The 19,251-nt window shown below is 48.3% G+C and carries 17 protein-coding genes; 10 read left to right on the top strand and 7 right to left on the bottom strand.

Annotation, left to right across the window (positions count from 1 at the left end):
• Positions 1–45: 45 nt before the first annotated feature.
• Positions 46–843: a tRNA pseudouridine(38-40) synthase TruA gene (truA, locus tag GCWU000321_RS04745; RefSeq protein ID WP_007069956.1), complete on the bottom strand. Its 798-nt coding sequence runs from the start codon at positions 841–843 to the stop codon at positions 46–48.
• Positions 840–1,436, bottom strand: coding sequence for a TetR/AcrR family transcriptional regulator (locus GCWU000321_RS04740; RefSeq protein ID WP_007069955.1), 597 nt, complete (start codon positions 1,434–1,436; stop codon positions 840–842). Before GCWU000321_RS04740 ends, truA begins: the two co-directional genes overlap by 4 nt.
• A 140-nt stretch (positions 1,437–1,576) precedes the next feature.
• On the opposite strand from GCWU000321_RS04740, the gene GCWU000321_RS04735 reads away from it, so the two are divergent.
• Both GCWU000321_RS04735 and GCWU000321_RS04730 read left to right on the top strand, forming a co-directional pair.
• Positions 1,577–2,641 carry an efflux RND transporter periplasmic adaptor subunit gene (locus GCWU000321_RS04735; RefSeq protein ID WP_007069953.1) on the top strand — a complete coding sequence of 355 codons (1,065 nt, stop codon included), beginning with the start codon at positions 1,577–1,579 and terminating at the stop codon, positions 2,639–2,641.
• Positions 2,638–5,688, top strand: a complete 3,051-nt coding sequence (locus GCWU000321_RS04730; protein WP_007069952.1) for an efflux RND transporter permease subunit — start codon at positions 2,638–2,640, stop codon at positions 5,686–5,688. The genes GCWU000321_RS04735 and GCWU000321_RS04730 overlap by 4 nt, the downstream gene beginning before the upstream one ends.
• 80 nt (positions 5,689–5,768) lie before the next feature.
• Here the strand turns inward: GCWU000321_RS04730 and GCWU000321_RS04725 are convergent, their stop codons facing one another.
• From GCWU000321_RS04725 to GCWU000321_RS04715, 3 genes are all read right to left on the bottom strand, one after another.
• Complete coding sequence (locus tag GCWU000321_RS04725) at positions 5,769–6,158, bottom strand: universal stress protein (RefSeq protein ID WP_022027626.1); 390 nt, start codon at positions 6,156–6,158, stop codon at positions 5,769–5,771.
• Between the two features lie 137 nt (positions 6,159–6,295).
• A complete protein-coding gene (locus GCWU000321_RS04720; protein ID WP_007069950.1) occupies positions 6,296–6,736 on the bottom strand; it encodes a universal stress protein in 441 nt (146 codons plus the stop codon).
• Positions 6,737–6,770: 34 nt separating this feature from the next.
• A complete protein-coding gene (locus tag GCWU000321_RS04715) occupies positions 6,771–7,223 on the bottom strand; it encodes a universal stress protein (RefSeq protein ID WP_007069949.1) in 453 nt (150 codons plus the stop codon).
• 242 nt (positions 7,224–7,465) lie between these two features.
• Here GCWU000321_RS04715 and typA point away from each other — a divergent pair, with 242 nt between their 5' ends.
• The 4 genes from typA to GCWU000321_RS04695 all read left to right on the top strand — a co-directional run bounded on the left by typA (position 7,466) and on the right by GCWU000321_RS04695 (position 11,642).
• On the top strand, positions 7,466–9,292 hold the full coding sequence (gene typA / locus GCWU000321_RS04710; protein ID WP_007069947.1) for a translational GTPase TypA: 1,827 nt from the start codon (positions 7,466–7,468) through the stop codon (positions 9,290–9,292).
• A 130-nt stretch (positions 9,293–9,422) separates the two neighbouring features.
• Positions 9,423–10,274, top strand: a complete 852-nt coding sequence (locus tag GCWU000321_RS04705; RefSeq protein ID WP_007069946.1) for a YihY/virulence factor BrkB family protein — start codon at positions 9,423–9,425, stop codon at positions 10,272–10,274.
• 105 nt (positions 10,275–10,379) lie between these two features.
• Positions 10,380–11,003, top strand: coding sequence for a uracil phosphoribosyltransferase (gene upp, locus GCWU000321_RS04700; RefSeq protein WP_007069945.1), 624 nt, complete (start codon positions 10,380–10,382; stop codon positions 11,001–11,003).
• Positions 11,004–11,075: 72 nt separating this feature from the next.
• Complete coding sequence (locus GCWU000321_RS04695; RefSeq protein ID WP_040381302.1) at positions 11,076–11,642, top strand: hypothetical protein; 567 nt, start codon at positions 11,076–11,078, stop codon at positions 11,640–11,642.
• 80 nt (positions 11,643–11,722) lie between these two features.
• On the opposite strand, the gene potE is transcribed toward GCWU000321_RS04695, so the two are convergent.
• The gene (gene potE, locus GCWU000321_RS04690) at positions 11,723–13,051 is read right to left on the bottom strand and encodes a putrescine-ornithine antiporter (protein WP_040381300.1); all 1,329 of its coding nucleotides are present in this window, start codon (positions 13,049–13,051) and stop codon (positions 11,723–11,725) included.
• 940 nt (positions 13,052–13,991) lie between these two features.
• On the opposite strand from potE, the gene greA reads away from it, so the two are divergent.
• The 3 genes from greA to GCWU000321_RS04665 all read left to right on the top strand — a co-directional run bounded on the left by greA (position 13,992) and on the right by GCWU000321_RS04665 (position 16,976).
• On the top strand, positions 13,992–14,474 hold the full coding sequence (gene greA / locus GCWU000321_RS04675) for a transcription elongation factor GreA (protein ID WP_007069939.1): 483 nt from the start codon (positions 13,992–13,994) through the stop codon (positions 14,472–14,474).
• 41 nt (positions 14,475–14,515) lie between these two features.
• The gene (gene lysS, locus GCWU000321_RS04670) at positions 14,516–16,411 is read left to right on the top strand and encodes a lysine--tRNA ligase (protein WP_007069938.1); all 1,896 of its coding nucleotides are present in this window, start codon (positions 14,516–14,518) and stop codon (positions 16,409–16,411) included.
• 82 nt (positions 16,412–16,493) lie between these two features.
• Positions 16,494–16,976, top strand: coding sequence for a GNAT family N-acetyltransferase (locus tag GCWU000321_RS04665; protein ID WP_007069937.1), 483 nt, complete (start codon positions 16,494–16,496; stop codon positions 16,974–16,976).
• Positions 16,977–17,832: 856 nt separating this feature from the next.
• Here GCWU000321_RS04665 and GCWU000321_RS09355 read toward each other — a convergent pair.
• Complete coding sequence (locus tag GCWU000321_RS09355) at positions 17,833–18,396, bottom strand: TetR/AcrR family transcriptional regulator (RefSeq protein WP_007069936.1); 564 nt, start codon at positions 18,394–18,396, stop codon at positions 17,833–17,835.
• A 167-nt stretch (positions 18,397–18,563) separates the two neighbouring features.
• Between GCWU000321_RS09355 and GCWU000321_RS04655 the strand changes: the two genes are divergently transcribed.
• On the top strand, positions 18,564–19,118 hold the full coding sequence (locus tag GCWU000321_RS04655; protein ID WP_007069935.1) for a hypothetical protein: 555 nt from the start codon (positions 18,564–18,566) through the stop codon (positions 19,116–19,118).
• Positions 19,119–19,251: the final 133 nt, after the last annotated feature.

Raw genomic sequence — 19,251 nt, 5'->3', positions numbered from 1 at the left:
TACAGGGAGGAGATGTCTTTTTTGCTGTGTGGGCAACAGAGTCTGCTATACGCTCCACGGTGCATAAGAGCCGCAGATTGTCTTTTCCGTCAATTCTTTTGTAACAGGCGTGAAGTATACTTTGAGAAGGCAGAGTCCGTGGGCAGGAGCGGTGGCGCCAAGGAATTTTCTGTCTTTTGCTTCCAGTATCTCCCGCAGATCTTTGGGAGTCAGTTTTCCGGTGCCTGCATCAGCGAGCGCACCTGCGATATTTCTTACCATATGATAAAGGAATCCTTCTCCGGTAACGAAAATGTGAAAGAAGTGATGCTTTTTGATGATCCGTATGTCATGGATAGTACGGACCGGGCTGGCAGGAACGGAATTATTCCCGCGGAATGAGGTGAAGTCATGAGTGCCTGACAGCACTTCTGCCGCCTTTTCCATTTTTGAAATATCCAGTTTTCGTCCTGTCTGCCAGGTATACCGTTTAAAGAAGGGAGGGCAGTCTTTTTCTTCGGTAAGGAGGTAGCCGTAGGTTTTTCCGTAATTGTTCCTGCGCACGGAAAAATCATAGGGCACTTCTCTGCTTTCCGTTACACGGATATCGGGAGGAAGGAGAATGTTCAGCGCGAATATGAAACGATCGCCGGGAATAGAAGATTCCGTATAAAAGGTGCATTCCTGCCCGTAGGCATGAACGCCGGCATCCGTGCGCGCGGCGAAGTAGAGCGTGGTTTTCGTACCTGTCAGTTTTTGGAGGGCGGTTTCAAGAATTTCCTGGACGGTTATACTGTTTTCCTGCCGCTGGAACCCGCTGTATGCCGTTCCTTCATAGGCAAGAGTGATCCGGATATTTCTCATGACGGGCCGCCTCTTTTCATTTCCTTTTTCGCCCGGGAAAAATTGAGGAGAAGGCGGTTCAGATTATAGATGATTTCTTTTTCTGACAGAGGAAGAGAGCCTAAGAACCAATAATCAAGGATAACACCGGCAAACCCGGAAATCATGAAAGACATTTCCACTGCATTGTACGCAGCATCACAGCCCCCTTCTTCCACCAGACGGCTGAATACGTAACGTTGGCGGATAATCAGGCGGTCGATGAAGCTTCGTGTGGAAATGTGGTGGAAGAGAAGGCGGAGCTGTTCTTCGTGGGCGGTGATGTAACGGAACAGTTTTTCCGTGAGGTCCGAAATATTTGCCGCCGGCGCGATGGGATAGTACTCGTCAATAATATTCCCAATGGCTTCGACATATTCGTTCTCAAGGGTGTCCAGAAGGTCATGGATGTCTTTGTAGTGGAGGTAGAAAGTCCCCCGCCCGAGCATGGCCTTTCTTGATATTTCCGCCACGGTGATTTCAGAGATACGCCTGCTTTTTAACAGTTCAAAGAAGGCAGCCCGGATGGAAAGTTCCGTTTTACGGAACCGCAAGTCCTTTTTTTTATCAGTCATTGTTGAACACTTTCTCTAAAACAGTTTCATAAAAGGCACTTTCATGGGAATTGCCGATAGCCTTTACAGTCAGCCTAAGTATATAATACATTTGAACGATAATCAACAAATGTTTATTAAAATTCTTTCGGGAGGAATACATGAAAAAGTTCGCGGTCATCTTTGCCGCTGTATGGGTCGGCTTTTCTCTTGTACTGACGGGGTGTGGGAATAAAAAAGAGGCAGAAACGAAAGCGGTGCTTGTCAAGACGATGGTTGTCGGAGAAACGGCAAAAGCAGAAAGCCGTAAGTTTTCCGGCACGGTTCACGGCTATTTTGAATCGCCGCTTGCTTTTCAGGTGGGGGGACGGATTACGCGCCGTCTTGTTTCTTCCGGTGACCGTGTCACAGCAGGACAGGTCCTTATGACGGTGGATTCCAAAGATGCATCGGAACAGGCTGCTGCTGCCGCGGGCGCGTTGAATGCGGCGGAGGCGCAGTATCGTCTGGCGTCATCCACGATGGCCCGTTATGAAAAGCTTCACGAACTTCAGGCAATTTCTGACCTGGCGATGGATCAGACGAAGAACCAGTATGAATTGGCATCGGCCCAGCTTTCCCAGGCGCAGGCTGCTCTGGCGCGGGCGGAAAATAATCTGGGTTTCACGTCGCTTACGGCAGACCGTGACGGCGTGGTGGGAAGCACGCTTTACGAAGTGGGTCAGGTGGTCGGCGCAGGAACGCCGGTCGTTCTTATCGTGGATGATACGAAAAAAGATGTCCATATTTCCTTTACGGAAAAGCAGTACGGAAAATACTCTGTCGGCCTTCCCTGTACAGTCACCTTCTGGGCGTTTCCTGATCTGCAATTGAAGGGAACAGTCAGAGAAGTGGCGGCAGCGCCAAATACGTCCACGGGAACTTATGACGCGAAAGTGACGCTCATTGACGCGCCTTCCGATGTCGTGGTGGGAATGACGGCGGAAGTGTCTTTTGATGACCCGCAGGGGAATGAACAGATCATGGTGCCGCTTTCTGCTATGGCTGCACAGTCGGAGCAGCCTGCCGTGTGGATCGTGCGGGATCATAAAGTATATCTGCAGAAGGTGGAAACGGGACAGTATGGGAATGATACGGTAGAGATCGTTTCAGGCCTGCAGAAAGGCGACCGTGTAGTGACCGCCGGTGTGCAGAAACTGCATGAAGGGGAAGAGGTACGGTTATGAAAGGCCTGAATCTGGCAGAATGGGCGATCAGGCATAAACAGATTGTCTATTTTTTCATTATCGCCATCATTACGGGCGGACTGTGGTCCTATTTCCATCTGGGGCGCAGCGAAGACCCTGATTTTACAATCCGACAGGCCGTGGTTATGGCTGCATGGCCGGGCGCTTCGGCGCAGCAGATCACGCAGCAGGTGACGGATCCTTTGGAAAAGAAACTGCAGGATACCAAGGGGCTCGATTATATCAAATCTTTCACCCATGACGGTAAAACCGTGATTTATGTCAATCTGAAAGATTCTGTGCCGAAAGAGGAGATGCAGACCCGCTGGCATGAAATACGCAATCTGGTCAATGATGAATGGGGCAGTCTGCCGTCGGGAGTCATGGGGCCTTATATTAATGACCGGTTCGATGATGTGTACGGCTCTATTTACGCCGTCACGGGAGACGGATTTTCTTATGAAGAAAAACGTAAATATGCGGAAAATATCCGGCGGCGCCTGACAGGTGTGGAGGATGTGCAGAAGGTAGAACTTCTCGGTGTCCAGAAGCAGGAAATTTATGTCGAAATGGATCAGAATAAGCTGGCTTCTTTCGGCATGAGGCCGTCGGATGTGTTTGCCATGCTGCAGCAGCAGGGCGCGATGATGCCTGCCGGTATGATCCACACTGATTCCAGAAATGTGGCGGTTCGTGTAGAAGGGCTTCTGGATACGGTGGAGTCACTGAAAGAACTTCCGATCCACGTGGGAGAGCGTTCTTTTCATCTGGGCGATGTGGCGACAGTCACACAGATGTATGCGGATCCGGAAACGTCTCTCATGTATTTCAATGGAAAACCGGCAGTAGGAATTGCCGTGTCTATGGCGCCTGGCGGAAATAATCTGGTTCTCGGGAAAAATCTGGAGAAGGAAATTGAAAAAGAGAAAGCGGAGCTTCCTGCCGGTCTGGATATCGAGCAGGTGGCGGATCAGCCGTCGGTGGTGAATGATTCTATTCATGAATTTACAAAATCCCTGCTGGAAGCCATCGTTATCGTCATGGCGGCCAGTTTCCTGTCGCTGGGCTTTTGGAGCGGGATCGTGCTGGCGTTGTGCATTCCGGTGGTGGTATGCGCTTCTTTTATCTACATGAAATGGCAGGGGATCGATCTCCATATCGTTTCCCTCGGCACGCTCATCGTATCGCTCGGCCTTCTTGTAGATGACGCGATTATCGTAATTGAAATGATGCAGGTCAAACTGGAAGAAGGGATGGACCGTCTGGCGGCAGCACAGGCGGCGTATAAAGGATGTGCGAAACCGATGCTGGCTGGGACGCTTATTACAGCAGCGGGTTTCATCCCTGTCGGTTTTGCCGCAGGGCAGACGGCGGAATATGTAGGCGCCTTCTTTTGGGTTATCGCCTCTACGCTTCTTCTTTCCTGGGTGGCATCCATCTTTGTGAGCCCGGTTCTGGGGTATCGTTTCATCAGGGTGAAAGCAGGAGAAAAGAAATCCGCTTTTGCGGACAGGGCTTACCGATTGTTTTATAAGGCAATCGCCTGGTGCATCCGTTTCAAAAAGACGGTTATCATAGGTACAGCAGCGATTTTTGCGGGGACAGTGGCACTTATTCCTTTTGTGAACCAGGAGTTCTTCCCCGATTCCGTACGGCCGGAAATCATTCTTGATGTGAACCTTCCTTCCGGCGCATCCATCAAGGAAACGAAAGAGGTCATGGCGGGCATTGCGGACAATTTATACGGGGACAATCGGGTATCTTCCTTTTCCACCTATGTAGGGGACAGCGCGCCGAGGTTTATTTTGCTTTTTGATCCGCTGGCACCGGAAGACAGCCACGGACAGATGATCCTTGTAGCGCGCGACAGCAAGGTGAGAGACAGTCTTCGTGACGATACGCTGGCATTTATTGCGGAACAATATCCGGATGCAAGGGCCCATGCCCGTCTGATTACCACAGGGCCTCCTGCTGAATATCCGATCATGCTGCGGCTTTCGGGAAAGAATGTGGAAGACACGGCAAAGTTTGCTAAAGAAGCGGCGGCTCTTGTTTCTCAGTATCCCGGCATGAAGAATGTCAGTATGGACTGGCCGGAAGAAACACCGGTCGTCAGGTTAAAAATCGATCAGGATAAAGTAAGGAAACTGGGGGGAGATAATTATTCCATTTCCCGGGATCTGTATGTGAAATTGTCAGGCTATAAAGTGGCGGAATCCTATCAGGGAAATCAGCTCGTGCCGATCAGCTTCCGGCTGGAAGGAAGCAATGCGGCGCGGCTGGCCGATCTTTCTTCCCTCCCTGTCCATGTGGGGAGTGGACGGTATGTGCCTCTTGGGGAAATCGCGGATATTTCCTATGAGAATGAAACAAGCACGATCTGGCGGCGCGATCTGCACCCGACCATCACTATCCGCGGCGAAGCCGGCGGGGATAAGACTGCCGATTCCGTAGTCAATGAACTGTACGACCGGACGCTTAAGGACTTTAGAGAACATCTGCCTGACGGTTATACGCTGGAAAAAGGCGGAGCCATAGAAAACAGTGAAAAATCCGTACAGTACCTGGCGGCGCCGGTTCCGATCATGATTTTCCTTATCCTTATGATTCTGATGTTTGAGCTGGATAAAATTCCGCTGATGGTAATTGCGGGCATAACCGGGCCTTTGGGACTGATCGGTGCGATTCTGTCGCTGTTTCTTACGCGGCAGCCCATGGGATTCGTATCCATTGTCGGTATGCTGGCCTTATCCGGCATGGTTGTCCGGAACAGCATCATCCTTCTTGACCAGATCCGCCAGCATTTGGCAGATGGGAAGAAGCCTTATGATGCGGTCATCGAGTCGGCGGCGCTCCGTTTCCGGCCGATCATGCTTTCCAGCGTAACCGATGTACTTGGTTTTGTTCCGCTGATTCCCAGTCCGTTCTGGCGTCCCCTTGCCGTATCGTTTATCGGCGGACTTCTCCTTGCGACTGCTATAGGATTACTGGTCGTTCCTGCGCTTTACTGCTGGTACTATAAGGTGGAAGGGCCGAAAGCATCATAAAAATACCGATACCGCACTATCTCTGAAAAAGTCAGACATATTTTCAGGGAGTCCGGTATCGGTATTTTCAATTGGGAAGTTTATTTTATGATAAAGACGGGGCATTTTGCATTCTTCAAAATGCCGCTGGAAACGGAACCCATGAAAAGGCTCTTGAGAGCGCCGCGGCCGCGGCTGCCCGTGATGATCAGGTCGGCACCGATTTCTCCTGCCAGATAGAGGAGCATGGGTACCGGTTCCCCCATTTCAAGAAGAACCTTATGGGGGATGTTTTCAGGAATGAGTTTTTCGACTTCCGCCATGTCGACCTGGTCGGGATCATCATCCGCAGGGATGGTGCTGTTTAAAATCGTTGCGACATAGAGTTCTGCGCCGTCTGAGCACTGCGCCAGGGAAATGGCCTGGTTCAGCGCTTTTTTCGCATGGCTGGAACCGTCATAGGGGACGAGAATCTTTTTGAAATCCAGCATAATAACCGCCTTTCTTTTTGTGATGGAGAAATCTGATTTTCTGTGCGGAAAATAAAGAAATACCTGTGAAAATATCGGCTGCACCGGAGGGAGAAAACACCGGCCCTCTAAAGGTCGGCGTTTCGTCTTACGGGAAATTATTTCACAATGAATACAGGCGCCTCCACGTGGGTCAACAGGTAATTGGATACGGAGCCGAGGAGCATGCCCGTAAGGGCGCCCAGGCCGCGGCTGCCCATGACAACCAGGTCTGCGCCGATTTGGTCTGCCGTATTTTCAATCAGCATGCCGGGGTCTCCGGTTTTGGCGATATATTCCGCTTCGATTCCTTCAGGGACGGCAGCTTTTGCTTCATCAAGAGTTTTATCAGCCGGGCGGAAGTGGATGGCCTGCATCTGTTCATTGATGTAAGCCCTTTCCAGATTATTCATGCTCAGCGCGGAAACATCTTCATCAACAGTGATGATATACAGCTTTGCGCCGTCACAGCACTGCGCCAGTGATACAGCCTTTGCCAGGGCACGCTTTGCGTGTTCCGACCCGTCAAAGGGAACAAGGATTTTTTTGAAAGTAAGCATGGCGGACCTCCTTTTCCGCGGTATTTCCGCTGTACTATTTAATAATAAGGATGGGGCATTTCACGTTGCTTGCCAGATGGCTGGAAACGGAACCCATGAAAAGGCTCTTGAGAGCGCCGCGGCCTCGGTTGCCCATAATAACCAAGTCGCAGTTTTTTTCAAAGGAGAGATCCAGCAGGACGGATCCCGGATTGCCTACACGGAAAATCAATTCATGAGGAATATCCTCGGGAATGAGTTTTTCTGAATCATCCAAAATAACCTGCCCGGGGTCTTTCTTTTCCGGTTCTTTTTTATCGGCATCAAAGACATATGCTTTTTCCCGCGCGATTTTTTCCATCGGCGGCATCGGCCGGGAAACGGTCGCAATGAAAAGTTTTGCGCCGTCGCAGCATCTTGCCACGGAAACGGCACGGTCAAGAGCCCGCTTCGCATACTCGGAACCGTCGTAAGGTACAAGAATCCGTTTGTAATCTAACATGATCATCAGCCCACCTTTCTTTTATAAATGAAATTCCAGGGAGAAAAATCTTCTCTCTTTAATTACATTTTAACATAGTTCAAGGGGGTAATACAAAAATATGATGCATAAAAAGGAAAATATTTTTTGAAAATGCTTTTATCCGAGTCTGTGATGTGGTAAAATAAATTGTATTTACCGATACAAAGATTTTGTTATACTGTGGATTTATAGATTGAGGCGGAAGGCCGGAGAGAAGAAGGAAAGAAATGATCAGAAAAGATATCCGCAACATTGCGATCATCGCCCATGTCGATCATGGTAAAACCACTCTTGTGGATGCCATGCTGAAGCAGAGCCATATTTTCAGGGAAAATCAGAAGGTGGCGGAACGCGTCATGGATTCCAATCCGCTGGAACGGGAACGGGGAATTACAATCCTGGCGAAGAATACGTCTGTCATGCATAATGGTGTGAAGATCAATATTGTAGATACGCCCGGGCATGCCGATTTTGGCGGGGAAGTAGAACGTATCCTGAACATGGTGGACGGCGTCCTGCTCCTTGTTGACTCCCATGAAGGCCCGATGCCCCAGACGAAGTATGTTCTCCGTAAAGCTCTTGAGCATCACCTGAAACCGATCGTCGTCATCAATAAGATTGACCGTCCTGACCAGCGTGTGTCTGATGTGGAAGGGGAAATTCTCGAACTTTTCATCGAGCTTAATGCTGATGATGAGCAGCTTGATTTTCCGCTGATTTATGCGTCCGCCAGGAGCGGCATCGCCAAACTCCATATGAATGATGAAGGGAAGGATCTGCAGCCTCTGTTTGATACGATTCTGGAACGGATTCCCGCTCCGGAAGGTGATCCGGATGGAGGACTGCAGATCATGGTGACCACGCTGGAAGCCGATGATTATCTCGGCAAAGTGGCGATCGGCCGTGTGACCAGGGGAACGGTCAAGCAGGGGATGGCCGTGGCTATTACGGATGGAGAAAAAATCCGTACCGATCATGTAGGACAGCTTTTCAACTGGCAGGGAATGAAACGTACTCCCGTCGCCGAAGCAGGCGTGGGGGATATCGTGGCGATGGCAGGATTTAAAGACATCAATATCGGTGAAACGGTAGCCGATGCCGCCAATCCGGAAGCGCTCCCATCCATTCATATCGATGAACCGACGCTGTCCATGGTTTTCCATGTCAATAAGAGTCCTTTCGCGGGAAGAGAAGGCGATTTTGTTACATCCCGCCACATCCGCGCCCGCCTGATGAAAGAAATTGAAACGAACGTGGCTCTCCGTGTGGAAGAAACGGAAACATCCGATGCATTCCTCGTTTCCGGCCGGGGAGAACTTCATCTGTCCGTTCTCATTGAAACGATGAGGCGGGAGGGGTTCGAATTGGAAGTATCCAAACCGCAGGTTATTTATAAAACAATCAACGGCAAGCGCTGCGAACCTTTGGAAAGGCTGACTGTCGAAGTGCCGCAGGAATTTATGGGGGCCGTCATGGAAGGACTCGGTCCGCGCCGCGCGGAAATGATTTCCATGGAAGAACTGGCAGGATATATGAAGATGGACTTTTCCATTCCAGCCCGCGGACTTTTGGGATTCAGAAATGAACTTCTCACCACCACTCGCGGCACAGGCATCATGTACCATGTATTCCAGGGATATGCGCCGTATAAAGGGGATATTCCCGAAAGAACGAGAGGCTCGCTTGTCGCCTTTGAAGCGGGCACGACCACCGCTTACGGTCTGAATTCCATACTGGACAGAGGGGAACTTTTCCTTGGCCCGGGCGTGGAAGTTTATGAAGGCATGATTGTCGGCGAAAATGCCCGTGAGCAGGATATGGACGTCAATCCCTGCAAGAAGAAACATCTGACAAATACCCGTGCTTCCGGTTCCGATGATGCCATTAAACTGCCGCCGTGCCGCCTCTTTACCCTTGAATCCGCTTTGGAATGGATAAACGATGATGAATTGGTGGAAGTGACGCCTTCCAGTATCCGCATGCGCAAGATGGTTCTTTCCAAGCAGCTCCGCTACAAGAATGCCAATGCGAAGAAGAGCCAGAGCGGACAGTAAGAGTTGGTGCTATAATAAAATACACAGATATTTCTGATTGTGTGCAGCAAAAGGAGGTATGGAGAAATGAAATTTATTCCTTTATACCTCCTTTTTATAGTGTTTTTCAAAATGGCAAGGTGGGCAGCATATGGAACCGAAAAATTCAGATCCGTCAGCCGTATACTTCATAAAGTGTTTGATTAAAAGATATATCGATGATGATGTGGGCTCCTTTGCGTCAGAAGCGTCATACTGCTTTATCCTCGGGCTCATTCCGTTTATGATTTTCCTGGTGAACTGTATCTTGTTCTTTGCGGCGCCCCAGCTTGATACGATCCTTGACCTGCTGCAATATCTGCCGGCCCAGTTTGCGGCAAGTATGGAGGAAAATATAGCCCGTATCATCGCGGGGCGGAGTACGATATGGCTCTTTGCCGGTCTCGGCGCTGCAGTGTGGACCGCTTCACAGGGGACGGCCGTCCTTGTCCGCGGGATGGATAAAATATTTTTTCAGGACAGAAATATCCAGTCCTGGCTCAAGGTCAGCCTGAAAGCCTGCTTCTTTACCGTATTTCTTGTATTTGCCATGATTCTTTCTCTTACGCTGATTGTCTTTGCCAATGCCGTCATATTCCTTGTACAGGACTATATCATGGACCTGCCGTCTGTCTTCTGGCAGGTCTGGCGGCCGTCGCGGTATGCCATTCCTTTTGTCGTCATGAGCCTGTCTTTATCCGCCTTTTACCGTTATGCGCCAAACAGGTACATCACGAAATGGACACGCATCATTCCTGCTTCCTTTCTGGTGGCGGCGGCTCTCCTTTTCCTGACTGCAGGGTATGGTTACTATATCCTCCATATATCGGGCATGGGCGTCACTTACGGTTCCCTTATCGGCCTGATCTTCCTCTTTCTCTGGATCCATCTGGCGGTCCAGATTATTCTTGCCGGCGGTGCGGTGATCATGGCATGGGAAGATATGCGTCACCGGCGCCTGTAAGAATATTTCCGGTGGCCCGCCGGAAGAATTACAGACATCCAAAATAAAAAGTGATAAAATAATGGGAGTAAAATTGAGAAATCCGTTGTAACAGGAGGAAATGAAATGCAGATCCAGGTAATCGACCATCCGCTTATTCAGCACAAATTGACGATTATGCGCCAGAAAGAAACCAGTTCCGGTGATTTCAGAAAGCTTCTGAAGGAAATCACACTGCTCATGGGGTATGAACTGACTCGTGACCTGCCTATGGAAGATATAGAAATTGAAACGCCCTTGGAAGTGATGAAAGGGAAACGCGTGGCAGGGAAGAAAGTAGGGATCGTCCCCATCCTCCGGGCGGGATTCGGAATGCTTGACGGGCTTCTGGAACTCGTTCCTTCCGCCCGTGTAGGTGTCATCGGTCTGTACCGTGACCCCGTTACGGCAAAGCCTGTGGAGTACTACTGCAAACTTCCCGATGTGGAAAACCGTGATTTCATATTGATTGATCCCATGCTGGCGACCGGGGGGAGTGCCGTGGCGGCTATTGACATGATGAAAGAAAAAGGCGTGAAGAAGATCAAATTCATGTGTCTTGTCGCTGCACCGGAGGGCGTACAACTCGTGAACGACGCGCATCCGGATGTGCCGATCTACACCGCCGCCCTTGACAGGCAGCTGAATGAAAAGAAATACATCCTTCCGGGACTCGGCGATGCGGGAGACAGGATTTTCGGGACGAAGTAAAAGAAAGAACAGAAATAAAAAATGTCCGCCTTTATTTACGCGAGGCGGACATTTTCATCAGAAAGGGAAAACATGGAATTATTGGATTTACGATTCAGCGAAAAAACACTGAAGATTTTAAAAGGGATGGCAGGACAGGTTTTTGAAAAGTACCGATGCGATCCGTCCATTTTCCATCCTGTATATCTCCTGCCCGTCGGTATTTATGCCGGCGGAAAATGCTATATAATGACGCAGGAAATGACGGGCAGGGCGGCCGGCGGAAAAAAGACGGATGTTTTGGAATGGGTCTTCCGTGAAGCGGAAGAAAAAGAAATCCACTCGAGCCGCCCTGCCGTGGTGCAGGAAGATCATGCCCTTCAAAAAGAAATAAAAGAAGTGCGGATCATCAATGAGAAGAAAACGCTTTCCCGCTGTGGTAAAGCGGAATACCGCGTGTATCTTACAAAGGCAGTCCGTTTTATCTTTGAAAAGGGATACCTGCAGATCAGAAAACCTGTTTATTTCTCCCCTTTCCTCAATTTGGAAGATGATGGGGAAGAATGCAGGGAATGGGAAAAATTGGACAATCTTCCTGAAGAATGGGAAGAAGCATATGATGTAAATACGGAAACAGAAATCTTGGCTTATAAGAAATAAAGGCCCCTCTTTCGGGAGGGGTTTTATCGTGTGTGTCTCGCAGTAAAAAAACCTCCCTGCGGAGGCTTGAAGTTGAAACGTTATTTTTTGGGCGGATAGGTTTGGAATCCGGCAGGAGAAAGCCGGGCTGTTTTCAGCATATAGATCATGATGCCGAAGACGGTAACGAGTGTCCCGTAAAGAATGATATCCCATCCGCAGCCGTAGACCGCATATACGCTGTATACACCACCGATGATAGCTGCCATATTCGGTAGTTTTGCTTTTGCCGCGGAGATGCCTTCCGCTTTCTGCAGATCGGGAACGGCAGCCATGGCAAGCAGGTAGGGAATGAGATTGACCATGACGGCAAGATTGATAAGGACATTGAACTGCTTTAACAGAGAGGGGCTGATTGTAGACAGCGTCAGTAGGGACTGGATACAAACCAGGGTCCCGATTGCCATGTAAGGCGCATAGAAACGATTGACTTTACGGAGATAGGAAGGGAAGTGGCCGATGGTGGCAGCCTCTCTTACCACCTCGGAGATGGTGAACTGCCATGCGGTGAGGGATACGAAACAGGAAACAACAAGAATGGCAGATACCATATGTCCTACTGTATTTCCGAACATGGCCGCGTAAGCAAGACCGAAAGGCGCGCCGGCGGACACCAGCTCTGTATGAGGAACAAGCCCTCCGATAATCGCCGTGGAGATCATGTAGCATACGCCGGCAATCATCGTTCCTGCCAAAACGGCGACAGGCACATTTTTTTCAGGATTTTCCACTGTATCGGAATTGGCGCAGGCTGTTTCGAGACCGAGGAATGCCCAGAGAATGACGGCGATGGAATCGCGCATGGTGAGATAGAAAGGCATGTCATGCGGGTTCCAGGCAGCCACGTAGATGTCCGGGCTGAAAAAGTACCAGCCGCAGAGAAGGAGGCCGATGACCGGAAGAAGAATGCAGATCATACCCAAAGAGGTGAATTTGCCGAATTTTTTCGGTCCGACAAGGCTGATGGAAGCGGCGATGGCAAGCGTGCCGATGGTCGCCAGACAAACTTCCATGGGAGAAAGGTCAAAACCGAAAACGTAAGAACCGTAGCTGACTACACCGGTAGCGATAGCTACGTTGGCGATAATTAGGGAAATGGCGTAAGTGTAGTTGGAAAGGAAGTTTCCAAGACGGCCGAACCGGTATTCCGCATAACCGCCCATGCCGCCTACCTTTTTGCTGTACATGCCGCATTTGGCAAAAGCGTAGGCAAGAATAGTAGCGCCGATAGAGGCAAGAATCCAGGCGAAAATGGAAACCGTACCGATTTCCGCGAGTGTTGCTGGCAAAAGAATAATGCCGGATCCCATCATGTTGATGGCGGTGACTGTGGTGAGCTGTACCACTCCCATTTTTCTGCTTTCAGACAATGTAGTTCCCTTCTTTCTCGTACCAATTTCCGACACATATTCGGAACGGGGGAAGATATTTGTCCGGAATCTCACCGGAATGCCCGATTTTCAGGTATAGGCAATCCCCATTTACTTTCGTTATGGTGAAAGAAACAGGGAAACAAAGAAAACCGTTCACTTCGAGAAGTGCTCCGCAGCTCAGCTGCACTTTCATGCAGGGCGCGTAATATTTTTGCTGAAAGAAATATATCACAGATAAACAGGAAGTACAATAGGAAATTTCAAAAAAATATATTTCTTTATCCTTGAGGACTTTTGAGGACCTTTGAGGAGTAGAAAGAAAAATGAAGAAAAACGAAAAAAATGGAACGCTATCGGATATTGATATGGATTGGAGTGATACATCATGATACATTCAGATTTCCGGGGGCTATAAAAATAGAAATCTTGAAACGCCGTTTTTATCGGTTTTTTTAAAATATCTGGGGAAGGACAATAATTTCAAAAATGGATATTTATTCATTCTGATAAATATGTTGCAAAAACAATGAATGCGGTCCGGGATCCGATTGTCCTGTGAGAGGCTGAAATCTCCTCATTTCTCCCTATATGGACTTTATTTGCCCGAAATGATTTTGAAATTGATAAGAAGCCTTATGTAATTGAGAAAATGATATTTTTTCTTTTTATGGGTGCAGAATTTTTTTATAAATAAAGAACAGGGAAGATATCAATCCGGTAAGGGGAAAACGGGAAGAGGAAATCTGTTTCCTATGGCAGAAATGATTTTGGAAGGCAGGCCCCTATTTCTTTTTGTAAAAAAGCTTTCCAAACGGGGCGGGAGTCGTAAGGAACGGTTCTTATCAAATTGACAATACATTTTTATCTGCTTATACTTAATAATATATCCTTATAATGGGAGTTTTATAAAATATTTATAGAAAAAGGAGCAATTGGCATGGCAGAATTGCAGCATACACTTGTAACAAAAGAAGGTCTTGAAAAATTACAGAAAGAATTGGATGAACTTCGTACAAAGACGCGCGGCGAGGTAGCACAACGTCTGAAAGAAGCCATCGCTATGGGCGACCTTTCTGAAAACTCCGAATATGATGATGCAAAAAACCAGCAGTCTTTCGTAGAAGGACGTATTAAGGAACTGGAACAGCAGATCCGTACGGCGGAAATTATTGACAGCGGCAAAAAAGGGAGAAAGAGCCGCGTCGATGTAGGAATGACGGTAACCATTGAAGCGCTGGAAGACCATGTAGAAGAAACGGTGAAGATCGTGGGCAGCACGGAATCGGATCCTTTTGAAGGGAAGATTTCCAATGAGTCTCCTGTCGGCCGCGCACTGATGGGCGCCAAAGCGGGGGATATTGTAGAAGCGGAAGCGCCAAGCGGTGTTGTAAAGTATAAAGTTATTAAAATCAAAGCATAAATTTTATTGCTGATTGGTTATATGCAAAGAGAGGTTTCGGAATGGAAGAAAAACTGAACGACCAGATGCTGATCCGAAGGGGGAAGCTGGAGAAGATTGCCGCACTGGGATTTGAGCCTTACGGCGGAAAGTATGAATGCACCCATCACAGTGAAGATATCCATGCGAATGCGGCAGCTTTGGAAGCAAGCGGGGAGCATGTCAAAGTGGCAGGCCGTATTATGATCATCCGCGGGCACGGAAAAACGGCATTCTGCACGCTTCGTGATGAAAAAGGGGATATCCAGCTTTATTTCCGGAAAGATACTGTCAGTGAAAATGAATGGAATCTCTTCAAACTGGTAGACATGGGAGATATCCTCGGGGTGGAAGGCACTGTATTCACTACACACACGGGAGAAACGACCATCCGTGTCCTGCACTTCACCATGCTTTCCAAGTCTCTCCGCCCGCTTCCGGAAAAGTGGCACGGCCTTACGGATAAGGAACAGCGCTACCGCCAGAGATATCTTGATCTTATCGCCAATCCCGATGTAAGAAAAACATTCATCAAGAGGGCGAATATGCTCCAGGCTATCCGGAACTGGTATACCGCACACGGTTTCCTCGAAGTGGAAACGCCGGTTCTTCAGCCGCTCTACGGCGGTGCGAATGCAAGACCTTTCATGACGCATTTCAACGCGCTGGATATGACCATGTACCTCCGCATTGCGCCGGAACTTTATTTAAAGAGACTTCTTGTCGGCGGGTATGAACGCATATTTGAAATCACCCGCAACTTCCGCAATGAAGGCATGGATACCCGTCATAATCCGGAGTTTACCGCTATTGAAACATACCAGGCTTATGGCGATATCGATGATGTCATTGACCAGACGGAACAGATCGTGGCAGCCTGCGCCATGGCTTCTTACGGCACTACGAAATTCACCTATGAAGGAACGGAAATAGATGTGGCAGGCCCATGGCCGAGACTCACCATGGCAGAAGCGGTAAAGAAATACACCGGGGAAGACTTTGATGCCTGCAAGACCATTGAGGAAGCACGTGCCATCTGCGACAGACTTCATGTGGAATACGGTGAATTTGACGGCTTCGGCAAGCTTCTGGCAGCTGCTTTTGATGACTATGTGGAAGAGCACCTTATCCAGCCTGTCCACATTACAGAGCATCCCATCGAAGTATCTCCGCTGTCCAAACTGGATCCCAAAGATCCGAGATATACCATCCGTTTCGAATCTTATATTTATGGACGCGAACTGGCAAACGGATTCTCCGAATTAAATGATCCGCTGGATCAGAGGGCACGTTTTGAAATGCAGGTAGAAGAAAGAGAGCATGGCGATGACGAAGCGCATCCCATTGATGAAGACTTCCTTACTGCTTTGGAATACGGTATGCCCCCGACAGGCGGACTCGGCATCGGGCTTGACCGTCTTTTCATGCTCATGACCAATTCTTCCAGTATCCGAGACGTTCTTCTTTTCCCTGCGATGCGGCCGGAAGGCGACCAGGGGAAAACGGAAGTGAAGGAGGCCGTCCCTGCCGTTCCTGAAAAAATTGATTTTTCCAAAGTAAAAGTAGAACCTTTATTTAAAGATACGGTTGATTTTGAAACTTTCAGCAAATCGGACTTCCGCGCAGTGAAAGTCAAAGACTGCACAGCAGTCAAGAAGAGCAAGAAACTTCTTCAGTTCACACTGGACGATGGATCCGGCAAAGACCGCACCATCCTTTCCGGTATTCATGCCTTCTATGAACCGGAAGACCTCATCGGCAAGACGGTGATCGCTATCGTGAACCTGCCCCCGAGGAATATGATGGGCATCGACTCCTGCGGTATGCTGCTTTCTGCAATCCACGAAGAAGACGGCGAAGAAAAACTCCATCTGCTCATGGTAGACGACCATATCCCTGCGGGAGCGAAGCTGTACTGATATTTGATAAGACAAAAGCACTTACTGGACGGTAGGTGCTTTTTTACGGATTGGTATAGAGGAAAGGGAAGAAGAGGACTTTATGGAAATACGCAAAGCAACGATAGATGATCTGGCATTGGTGTCTGCGGTGGAAGCGGAGTGTTTTCCTCCTGCCGAGGCGGCGACGAAGGATTCTTTCAAAGAGAGGCTCACTTATTACGGCAATCATTTCTGGCTCCTCTTTGAAAAAGGAAAACTGATTTCCTTTGCGGACGGTATGGTGACAAACCTTGCGGATCTTACTGACGAAATGTATGAGAAAGCGGATATGCATGATGAACATGGCGCATGGCAGATGATTTTCGGGCTGAATACGATTCCTGCCTGCCGGAAGAAAGGTTATGCGGGACTGGTACTCCGCCGCGCTATCCATGATGCGGAAAAGGAAGGACGGAAAGGTCTTGTCCTCACCTGCAAGAAAGAACTGATCCATTATTATGGCAAGTTCGGTTTTCTTAACGAAGGAATATCTGTATCGGTTCACGGCAATGTGGTGTGGTATCAGATGCGCCTTACTTTTTAAAGGATAAAAGACAGAAAACAGCTGACAGAAGATAGAAGTCAGGTTCATGCTTACAGTCTTCCTCACCACGGTAATAGATCCTTCGCATAGCTCTGGATGACGTTTTAAGAGTAGAGTTGCTTTTATCAGGGGAAACCTAAACGGAAATCAGCTATCGGCTAACAGAAGTCAGCGGTCGGAAAACGGAAAACAGTATTATGACACTTTTTCTTACAGCGTCATTAGTACCATATAAGTGTAGCAAAGAGAAATACAACATTTCCCCTGCTGCACTTATTTTATTATAGTAAGGAAAGCAGCTGGCCTGACACCCCGTCATTGGGTTTTCCGAACGATCACAAGAATACTTTGTAGAGAAAGCGGTAAACGATAATTGTTATGAAGTATGAAGAGTGAAAAATCTATTATGCTGATGACAGAAAACGGAAATCAGCTGACAGAAGACGGAAAACAGAATACGGAATCATGCTTACCGCTTTCGTCATTACGGTAATAGACTCTTCGTTTCACTCTGAGTTACGGTTTTAGAGCTTTTATCTGCCAGCTTCCGGTTGTCGGCTTTAATCTCGTAGCTAACAGCTAACAAGACAGAATCATTGCTGGTACACTGACTGACGTTTGACAGGCAGTGTTGCTTTTATTGGTACTCGACAGATGAAAATCGAAAAATCCCTTACCGATGCGCGGCAGGGGATTTTTACGTAGGTTCCTGTATTTTTTCATTGGACATGTCTGAGGACATTTTGATGACGCGGCCTTTATAGTCCGTCATCATGAGTGTATCCGGGAGGCCGCTGATCTATTGGGATTCTTTGCCTTGCTGTTCTGCTCCGGCGGGGAAACACGGTTTTTATCTTCATATGACAGGATAGATAACGGAACGGAAACAGAAATCCAATTCCTCCGGCGTCTGCTTCATACGGTTCTTTACCCACCACTGGACCATTTCCACAAAACTGCCTGTGATGTGGTTCAGAAGAAATTCATCGGGGAGATCTTTTTTTTGATGGTCCGGGGACTGGAGAATATATATACTGATGAGGCTGCGCAGGCTGTCCCTGAAATATTTAAGGAAAATATCGCTGCTTTCGGAAATAAGCAGATCTTTGATATGGTAAGAGTTGCTCTTGATATGCTGGAGGATGTGGCAGAAAACAGGATCCGGCACACCGGGAGCATTGTGATGGTCTGCAGGGAGGTCATGATTCATGACGCCGTCGATGATATGCCGGAAGAGTTCCGTGCACATGGCATTCAAAAGGTCGTCTTTCGTCTGGAAGTGGGAATAAAAAGTGCTCCGTCCGATATTCGCGCGGTCGATGATGGTTTGTATGGTAATGCGTGAATAAGATTCTTCCGATAAAAGTTCGCTGAACGCGTCAAAGATAGCAGTTCGCGTTTTTTGCTGTCGTCTGTCCATAAAAGCTCCTGTGAAATATTTCTCAAACAATTTGTTTCTTATCGGCTATATTATCACAGTTTGTCTCAAGTTTAAAGATGAAAATATTATGACTTAAAGTCGGAAATTATTGAATATTCTTTTTTGATGTCATATAATATGGCATATAAAATAGAAAGTCGGTTTATATGATAACGATGAAAAAGACCTTGGCAGCCATGATTGCTGCCATCAGTATAAGCGGCACGGCAGTGATGGCTGCGGATACGAAAGAATCGATTACTGAAATACCGAATCCGATTACAGAATACCGCACATATGGGGAAGTTTCTGCGGCACTCGGCTTTTCGCCACTGTACCTGCCCGGGCTGGCGGGATATCAGTGCCGGTATATTTCTGCCATCAGCGGAAAGACGGGTGATATCCGTTATGTGAAGGATGACGGAAGTGAAATTACGGTGCGTTCTTCCAGAGTGGGCAGCATGGAGAATATCAGCGGCGTGTATGGCACCAGCTGGAAACAGCGCCGTATCGGAGACACAATGGTATCCGTGGCGGGCATTTCGAAAAATACATGGGCGGCGTACTGGAAAAACGGGCCATATGTATTTTCTGCTTACGCGGAGCACATGACGGAAACTGAATTTTTCAGATTGCTCGCCGACGGCCTTGTGGATATAACGGAGCACTATTTCCGTCCGGCGTCTCCCGTTCATGCGAGTAAGCAAATGGCGCTGTTTTAAACTGCAAAAGGTCGGATAAAATAAAACGCTGATTGTGTTTTTCTGTAGAGGAACCAATCAGCGTTTTTAAATCGGCTTGTTTGAAAATGCAGCATATGCCGTGGTCAAGGAAGTGCCGTCTTTTCCACCGGGC

This window comes from Dialister invisus DSM 15470, from assembly GCF_000160055.1.
GTDB lineage: Bacteria > Bacillota > Negativicutes > Veillonellales > Dialisteraceae > Dialister > Dialister invisus.
This window is presented reverse-complemented; position numbering and strand designations above follow the sequence as displayed.